Origin of the sequence: Streptomyces sp. NPDC005281, assembly GCF_040607495.1 — a bacterium.
Lineage (GTDB): Bacteria > Actinomycetota > Actinomycetes > Streptomycetales > Streptomycetaceae > Streptomyces.
The window spans coordinates 1-5,907 of the sequence record NZ_JBEXGX010000083.1 but is presented as its reverse complement, the minus strand read 5'-3'; the positions used below and the strand labels follow the sequence as shown (position 1 = coordinate 5,907).

Genomic DNA, 5,907 nt, shown 5'->3' with positions numbered 1-5,907 from the left:
AGGAACTTCTCGGTACCCTCGGTCGGCCGGTGGTACATCCACGACAACAACCCCAACGCGAACATGTTCTTGGAACGCTCGGCCTCCTTGCGGGACAGTCCGAATCCGGACAGCGCCTCCACCGTCAGCATGGTCAGCGGCACCGGGTGGACGCGGTAGCCGTCCAGCGAACCGTCCTCCAGCGGTGAGGACCCGTACCCGACCTTCCGCAGCGCCCGTTCGGTGAACTCGTCGGCGTCGACGATGATCTCGGCACCGCGCGGCACGTCGGCGATGTTCGCCTTCAGCGCGGCCGGATTCATCGCCACGAGGACGTTCGGCGCGTCGCCCGGCGTGAGGATGTCATGGTCGGCGAAGTGCAGCTGGAACGAGGAGACGCCGGGGAGGGTTCCCGCGGGCGCGCGGATCTCGGCGGGGAAGTCGGGCAGCGTCGACAGGTCGTTGCCGAACAAGGCCGTCCCCGCGGTGAACCGGTCGCCGGTGAGCTGCATACCGTCACCGGAGTCGCCCGCGAACCGGATGATTACCCGGCTCAGCCGACGGACGTCTTTCGCTCCCGATGCTTGATCGTCCACAGCAGGCGCTGATGACATGTTCACGTTCCTTCTATTCGGAATGGTGTCAAGATCGGCCCAGTGGGTGTGTCGGCCAGAAGCTGGCCGATTCATCCCTGCTTATTCACAAACTGTCTCGATAGTGTGTTCTTTTGGGCAGGATCAAGTGCTTCACGTTCACCGTGGAGTGACTTGGCGCACGTATACGTCGTACGCGCGCTCGTGTACGATGTATCGCGAGAGTCTGGAGTGGCTGTGTACGGGGGCTGGTGAAATTGGCCGAGCGGCAAAGCGGCAGGCCGGGCGCGGCAGCGTCGGCGGGTTGAGTGATCATGGAGAGCCGGTCACCGCAGGGCGGGATGTCGGCTGAATGATTATTCCTCGATTTTTCTATTGTTGCGGCGTCGTTTCCAATTTCCTTTATTCATCGACTGTCAAACATTGATCTTTGACGGATCGACTAAGTGGTCTGTACCCTCGATTGAGGACCTTCTATTGCTTGGCGCGACGCTCGCTTGACGGATGAATATAGGGGGATTCACGGATGGGGCATCATTCCATAGGGTTAGTGCAACCAAGTGCTTCACAGCAGGCCGCCGCGCGAAGTGCGCAGGTCAGGCCCGAGCCGAGGCGAGCGCGCAAGGCATTGCGCGTGCTCTCCGTCGACAGCGAGCCACAGGTCTCGAAGGCGCTCATCCGCAACCTGTACCGCCATGGATTCCAGGCGGAGAGCGTGCCGACCGGCGCTCAGGCGTTACAGCGTTTCCAGAGCGCCGACCTGCTGCTCGTCGACCTCGATCTGCCCGACCTCGACGGGGTCGAACTCTGTCGCAGCATCCGGTCCGTCTGCGATGTGCCGATCATCGTCGTCACGGCTCGTGACTCGGAGCTGGACCGGGTGCTCAGTCTGCGCGCGGGTTCGGACGACTACGTGACCAAGCCCTACAGTCTCGCCGAACTGATCGCCCGCATCGAAGCCGTGATGCGCCGGGTCTCGCGGCAGCCGGTCTCCTCCGAGCAGGCCATCACGGTCGGTCCGCTCGGTATCGATCCGCGCGCCCGGGAGATCAGCCTCGACGGTCGGCCCGTGGAAGTGACGCGCAAGGAATTCGATCTGCTGTATCTGCTCGCCTCGCAGCCGGGCAGGGTGGTCACCCGCCGGCAGATCATGGCCCAGGTCTGGAGGGACGCCCGGTCGGAGCCGGGACGCACCATCGACACGCATGTCAGCAGCTTACGGAGCAAACTCGGATCGAGTGGCTGGATAGTCACCGCCCGCGGTGTCGGCTTCCGCCTGGGGCAGGCCTGACCATGACCGTCACCCCGGGAACTCCGGGCGGTCGCAGTCTCCTTCAGGGGATTCGGCCCGTGTTCCAGGGCGTAGGCGGCTCGGGAAATACGAGGACCAGGGCTTGAATTCGGGCCGCTCGGTCAATGGCGACCGACCGGTCCTCCCTCTCCCCAGGCCCGTCGTGGAATTGCCGACGGGATTACGGGCCGGCCGGGCGAAGGCCGCCCGCGAGGTTTCCTCACGCCGCCCCGCGCCAGCCCGGCCGAGGGTCGGCGGCCCAGGACGTGGCCGTCCTGCGCCTTGCCGAGAACGGTGTCCAGTAGGCCCCGGTCCGGGAGTCCGAGCCGGTCTCCCGCGCCGCCCCCGAGGCGCGCGCGGACAGGACGGTCGAGAGCGCCACCGCGATCGCGGCGACCTCCTCCGCCGTCGGAGAGCCACTGGTGATGCGCCAGTTGTGCGCGGTCACCATCCGCGTGACCTCGGCCGTGCCGTCTTCCTCCGCTGCCATGGTTCCTCCCCCAAAGATGTCGCCGGCCCTCCGGAACCCGGTCGGGTTGCGGAGGGCCGGCGGGCGAACTCCGTACGTCAGGCGCGGGATCGGCGGATCGCCTCCAGCGCCGCCACGACGACGAAGCCGACGAACAGGTGCATCGTGATCAGAGTGGCGGCGGTGCCGCCGTCGGTGTCGAACGTCAGCGGGCCGATGGCCGTGAGCAGCGCCACCCCGCCGCCCACGAACTGACCCACCCGGAGGAACACCGGCTTCCAGCGGGCCAGTAACACGGTGGCCGTGATGCCGATCACCGGCGCGGCGACCGACATGAAGATCACGCCACTGGCGACGATCTCGTCGGACTTGCCGTTGAGCTTCAGGACCAGCGAGGCGCCGGCGGCGTCACCGATGAACAGGACGATGAGATTGACGACCGCGGCGAGAACGGCGGCCCCCGCGACCGCCTGCCACGTGGGCAGCGCTCGTCGTCCTCGAGCGGTGGAGTTGGCAGCGGGGATACTGCTGGTCATGGAGCCCTCCGGGCTGTCGTGCCGTGCCGGGACCGGGAGCTGCTCGGTCCCGGCACGGTGGTCGTGGAGATGGGGCGTTCGCTTCCGGCGCCAGGGCCTGTCCGACAATTCGCGTCGTCGCCCGCCGGGCGGACGGGAATTGTCAGACACGCCCTTGGACCGGACGCCCGAGCGGTTCCTCAGGCGGGGTCCAGGGACAGGGCGTGGCGGAAGACGTTCTTCGGGTCGTAGGTGTTCTTGACCCGCTGCAACCTGGGGTAGTTGTCCTTCCAGAAGAGCGAGTACCAGGGCACCCCGGACGTGTTCTGCGCCGGGTCGCGCATGTCGATGTCGGGGTAGTTGATGTAGCCGCCGTCCTGCTGGGCGTTGGGCACGGGGAACCCGCCGGTCTCCGCGTGGACGTTCTTGCGCAGCGTGCGGACCCAGTTGACCTCGGTCTCGTCCTGCGAGGCATCGGACCAGTTGTTCGAGTACCAGAGCTTGATGACGGAGTCCCGCTGCGGGATCGCCCTCGCGGACGACGGCACCGTGTTGATCCGGCAGCCGTAGGCCGCCAGATACACCATGCCGACCCCGGAGTGGCCGGGGTCGGTCAGTGAGCGGTAGACCGCGCCGACCTGGGTGGCCGTCAGCGGCTTGCGCAGATGGCCGCCCATGGACTTCTGGCGCGAGTACGCGCCGTAGCTGGCGGTCGGCTCCAGGGCGATCTCCAGCCAGGTGCCCTCCTTGACGTCGATCGTCGGCTGCACGCCGACGCCGGCGTTCACCGCGCTGATGTAGTCGTCGTGGAGCTGGGCGGTGTTCGGGAGCGTGGCGTCCATGCGGATCTCCAGCTGGACCGTGCCGGCGATCGACGAGTGCAGCTGCAACGAGCTGTGCATCACCGAGTACGGGGAACCCGGAGCGCTGTTCGCCGCGTGCCAGGCGCCGTGGTTCAGCACCAGGCGGGTGAACGCCGCCTCGGTCAGCTGTGCCCAGGGCCAGGTCACGTAGGTCTCGCGCATCCGCGTGGGCGGCTTGGGCAGGAGCGAGGACGCGCCGCCCGAGGCCCCCGGGGTGCGGAACCAGAACTTCGTGACGATGCCGAAGCCGCCGCCACCACCGCCGGTGTGCGCCCACCACAGGTCGCGGTGGGGGTCGTTCGCGTTGCCGGTGGCGATGATCGTACGGGCCCTGCCGCCCCGGTCCGCGACGACGACCTCGACGGCGAACAGGTGGTCCACGATGAGGCCGAAGCGGCGGGACAGCGGGCCGTACCCGCCGCCGGAGACATGACCACCGACACCGACCTCCGGGCACACACCGCCCGGGACCGTGACACCCCAGCCCTCGTACAGCGCCTTGTAGACCTCGCCCAGCCGGGCGCCCGCCTGGACGGCGAAGGCGTTCATCGTCGGATCGAAGGTGACGCTCTTCATCTCGGACAGGTCGACGAGCACCCGGAACTGGGGGTCGTCGACCAGCTTCTCGAAGCAGTGACCGCCACTGCGTACGGTGATGCGCTGGTTGCCGGCGATGGCCTGGTTGACGGCCTTCTCCACCTGGGAGGCGCAGTGCACGAGCCAGATCTCGTCCGGCGAGGCCACGAAGCGGGTGTTGTAGCCGCGTCCAGCGAGCCCGGCGTACCGGGCGTCACCGGGCCTGACGATCACCTCCGGGTCGACCTGGGCGGCGGCTTGGGCCGCGGTCGAGTTCAATGCGGTGAACCCCGCAGTGGCACCGGCCACCGCAATCGCGGAGCCCAGGAATGTGCGTCGCGAAAACATGTAGAGCCCTATCTGTGCTGGGTTGCCGACAAGTCACCGCATTGGCGGATGCGGGCCGGGGGTGGACTTCAGCCAACCAGCCCCCGTGGCACGTCACCATGTGCTTGACATGGATCTGTCGTGCCTCGATGCCAAAGCTGAGGTTCCGGACAGTCCGGGTCAGCCGTCGGAGGCGGATCGCGCCGCCTCGCGAAGTGCCGAGAGCAGCTCGGCCTCCGAGTGGGATCCGGTCAGCGGCTGTACGCCGTCGATGAAGAACACCGGCACACCGGTGACGCCGAGACCGCGCACACGGTCGAGTTCGGTGTGCAGCCGCTCGGTTTCCCCGGTCGTCGCCTCGATCGTTTCCGCGGCGATTCCCGGTGCGGTATCCGCTGTCCCCGGGCCGGAGTCGCCCGTCGTGACGCCGGCCTCACCGGCGAGCCGGGCGAGGGTGGCGGGGTCGCCGATGTGCAGTCCGTCGGTGAAGTGGGCGCGGAAGAGACGCTCCACCATCGCCTCGGCCCTTCCCTGCCGCGCGGCCCGGGCGATGAGCCGGTGCGCCTCGAACGTGCCGGTCGCCACGGCGCGTTCGTAGTGCAGCTCCAGCCCCTCGGCGGCCACCTGCCCGGCGAACTGGAGCGTCCCCCGTACCGCCTGCGGGCCGAACACCCGCTCCAGTACGGGGAGCAGGGGCTCCCCCTCGGTGCCCGCGCCCGGCGCGAGCTCGAAGGGGAGGAACTCCACCTGGATCCGGTGGCCGTCGGCGCGCAGCCGTTCAGCCGCACGGGTGAAGCGGGTGTAGCCGAGGTAGGAGTGAACACAGATCACGTCGAGTGCGATCCGGACGCGCACCGTCGTACTCCTCGTCCGTTGCTGCTCCATGTGTGGTGCCTCCGTAGGGCTGATGCGGTCAAGTGCCCTGTCACTGTGGCTGATTGCCGTGTTTGCGCGAGGGCAGGTCGGCATGCTTGGACCGGAGCATGGCGAGGGAGCGGATGAGGGTCTCGCGGGTCTCGGTGGGGTCGATGACGTCGTCGACCAGGCCGCGTTCGGCCGCGTAGTACGGGTGCATCAGCTCGGCCTTGTACTCCTTGATCATGCGGGCCCGCATGATCTCGGGGTCCTCGGCGTCGGCGATCTGGCGGCGGAAGACGACGTTCGCCGCGCCCTCGGCGCCCATCACGGCGATCTCGTTGGTCGGCCAGGCGTAGGTGAGGTCCGCCCCGATGGACTGGCTGTCCATGACGATGTAGGCGCCTCCGTACGCCTTGCGCAGGATGAGGGAGATCCG

Annotated in this window: 7 protein-coding genes; 1 reads left to right on the top strand and 6 read right to left on the bottom strand. The window is 67.9% G+C overall.

Annotated elements, in window-relative coordinates; translation table 11 throughout:
* Positions 1–593, bottom strand: a 593-nt coding sequence (locus tag ABZV42_RS41945) for a 2-oxoacid:acceptor oxidoreductase family protein (RefSeq protein ID WP_355991782.1), incomplete at its 3' end; no start/stop codon positions are given.
* Between the two features lie 613 nt (positions 594–1,206).
* On the opposite strand from ABZV42_RS41945, the gene ABZV42_RS41940 reads away from it, so the two are divergent.
* The gene (locus ABZV42_RS41940; RefSeq protein WP_355991785.1) at positions 1,207–1,863 is read left to right on the top strand and encodes a response regulator transcription factor; all 657 of its coding nucleotides are present in this window, start codon (positions 1,207–1,209) and stop codon (positions 1,861–1,863) included.
* A 220-nt stretch (positions 1,864–2,083) separates the two neighbouring features.
* On the opposite strand, the gene ABZV42_RS41935 is transcribed toward ABZV42_RS41940, so the two are convergent.
* The 5 genes from ABZV42_RS41935 to ABZV42_RS41915 form a co-directional block, all read right to left on the bottom strand.
* On the bottom strand, positions 2,084–2,353 hold the full coding sequence (locus tag ABZV42_RS41935; RefSeq protein WP_355991787.1) for a hypothetical protein: 270 nt from the start codon (positions 2,351–2,353) through the stop codon (positions 2,084–2,086).
* Positions 2,354–2,430: 77 nt separating this feature from the next.
* Positions 2,431–2,868 (bottom strand): DUF6069 family protein, encoded by a 438-nt coding sequence (locus ABZV42_RS41930; RefSeq protein WP_355991789.1) that lies wholly within the window; start codon positions 2,866–2,868, stop codon positions 2,431–2,433.
* 179 nt (positions 2,869–3,047) lie between these two features.
* Positions 3,048–4,565 carry an FAD-binding protein gene (locus ABZV42_RS41925; protein ID WP_355991792.1) on the bottom strand — a complete coding sequence of 506 codons (1,518 nt, stop codon included), beginning with the start codon at positions 4,563–4,565 and terminating at the stop codon, positions 3,048–3,050.
* 228 nt (positions 4,566–4,793) lie between these two features.
* Entirely contained in the window at positions 4,794–5,498 is a 705-nt protein-coding gene (locus ABZV42_RS41920) for a DsbA family protein (protein WP_355991794.1), read from the bottom strand.
* Positions 5,499–5,538: 40 nt separating this feature from the next.
* A partial coding sequence (locus ABZV42_RS41915; RefSeq protein ID WP_356057516.1) for a carboxyl transferase domain-containing protein occupies positions 5,539–5,907 on the bottom strand: 369 nt, incomplete at its 5' end.